The 1,921-nt window shown below is 68.9% G+C and carries 2 protein-coding genes and 1 pseudogene; all 3 read left to right on the top strand.

Going from position 1 to position 1,921, the window contains the following annotated elements; genetic code table 11:
- Positions 1–316, top strand: a pseudogene (locus ACGFYN_RS48090) (hypothetical protein); the annotation flags it as partial.
- A 632-nt stretch (positions 317–948) separates the two neighbouring features.
- Complete coding sequence (locus ACGFYN_RS48085) at positions 949–1,212, top strand: hypothetical protein (RefSeq protein ID WP_393872272.1); 264 nt, start codon at positions 949–951, stop codon at positions 1,210–1,212.
- Positions 1,212–1,586, top strand: a complete 375-nt coding sequence (locus ACGFYN_RS48080) for a hypothetical protein (protein WP_393872271.1) — start codon at positions 1,212–1,214, stop codon at positions 1,584–1,586. Before ACGFYN_RS48085 ends, ACGFYN_RS48080 begins: the two co-directional genes overlap by 1 nt.
- Positions 1,587–1,921 lie beyond the last annotated feature (335 nt).

Raw genomic sequence — 1,921 nt, 5'->3', positions numbered from 1 at the left:
GCGACCAGGGCGAGTCGGTCTTCGAGGCGGCCCGCACCGCTCCCACCTGGTCGGCCGGGTCAGGGCGTGCGCCGCGCTCGGCCTGAGCCGGGCGATCTGGTATCGCCACCACCGCAAGTCCCCGCCGCCGGCGAAGCCGAAGCGGGAGCGCAAACGGCATCCGCGGGCGGCCCTGGGCGAGGCTGAGGAAGCAGAGGTATTGGCGGTGTTGCGGTCGGCCGAGTTCGTCGACATGGCACCGGCCGAGATCTACGCGGTGCTGCTGGACCGGGGCACCTATCTGTGTTCGCAGGCGACGATGTATCGGATCCTGTGAAGGCACGGCGAGGTCCGCGAGCGCCGCCGCCAGGCCACGCATCCGGCCCCGCAAGAAGCCCGAGTTGATGGCGACCGCGCCGAACCGGGTGTGGTCGTGGGACATCACAAAGCTGAAAGGCCCGTATCGGGGCAGCTACTTCTGCCTCTACACGATCAGCGGCCGGGCGATCTGGCCGGCGGAAACGGGGTGCACGGCACCATCGTCACCCGCTGGGTACGCGAGGTCGTCGCCCTGCTGGCCGCCCGCGCTCCGCGCCCGCCCGATCCGGTGGCGGAGTCGTCCTGCTGGACGGCTCGCTGATACGCACCCGGCGGCGCCCCGGCTCCCCCTCCTGTCGTGCCCCCGACCGGGCCACCGGTTGAGGAGCGTACCGAGCAGCCGGTGCCGCCCCGTCCCGCGCGCCCGCCCTCCCGCCGCGTCGCCGTCGCACGGGCCTGCCGGCTGGCTCGGGCGACGAAAGAAGCGCCGGAGCTGAGGTTCGACCCGGCCCGCTTCTGGAACGACCAGACCCCGACCGCCGTGATCATCCAGGACTCGCCGCGACAGCCCCCGCCGGGCGGTCAGAGGGGACTGCGGCTGTATCTCGGCAACAGACGACGAGATATATCTACCAGCGGTAGAGTTTACGTATGAGTGAGTCGAAGCAAACGAGTATCAAGACCAGCGAAGAGGTCCGCGACCGGCTGAAGCTACTCGCCAAGGAACGCGGCACCACCATCACCGGCCTCCTGGAGCAGTTCGCCAACCGCGAGCTGACCCAGGCCGAGCGCGAGGCCCGTGCCCAGGACGCGATCGCCGAGGTCAAAGAGAAGTGGGGTGCGGAGGTCACGGAGGCCTCCCGTGCCAAGGCCCGCGCCTTTATCGAGAAGCTGCAGCACGGCGCCGCCGCCTGATGAATTTCATCTTCGACCACACCTGCGTCACCGCCCTCGTGGCTGAGGCTGACCAGGTCCTCAACAGCTTCTACGTCGAAGCCTCCTACGGGCACGTCGAACTCCTCGTGCCGGCTCTCGCCGCGGTTGCTGCGGACCGCGAAAAACCCGGCACCGGCCAGCACGTCCTGGGGGCGCGCTACACCACCATCGTGCCGTTCGAGCCCGATCACGTGCGTCTGGCTGCCACCTGGCAGCAGGCCGACTGGCGCGCCGTGCATCCGGCCGCGCTCTACCTCGATCTCACCGGCCGCGGGCACAACGCGGTCCTGCTCTCCTTCGAGGCAGAGTTGTACCGGGACACCGGCATCACACCCCTCAACCCGAGCGAATAGGGGCGGTGCCTTGGTTTGCGACCCTGCAGAGCTGGGCCTGCCCGTGGAGAAGGGAGCGTAAATGCCCGACACGAACATCGAGTTCGGCAAACTCGGAGCACGCGGCATCAAGGGCTACGCGCCCGCTTCCCGTTAGCTCGACCAGCTCGCCGGATTCATCGCCACGTCCGTCACCCAGCGCCGCGGCATGAGGGGAGCAATGCTCAAGGCCTGTGGATCGGGCTCGGGTTGGACGCGAAAGGCGTACCTTCCCGAGTGATCGATTGAAGGTCACCGAGTAGGCCCGCGTGCGACCGCGGGTCGGGAAGGCACGCCCGTGCTCAGCGTAGTCACCG

It is taken from the genome of Streptomyces sp. NPDC048419, assembly GCF_043200415.1.
Classification (GTDB): Bacteria; Actinomycetota; Actinomycetes; order Streptomycetales; family Streptomycetaceae; genus Streptomyces.
This window is presented reverse-complemented; position numbering and strand designations above follow the sequence as displayed.

Bases quoted from the DNA above. Each gene is read 5' to 3' on its own strand.
- ACGFYN_RS48080 (WP_393872271.1), top strand. From the start codon at position 1,212: ATGAATTTCATCTTCGACCACACCTGCGTCACCGCCCTCGTGGCTGAG.
- ACGFYN_RS48085 (WP_393872272.1), top strand. From the start codon at position 949: ATGAGTGAGTCGAAGCAAACGAGTATCAAGACCAGCGAAGAGGTCCGC.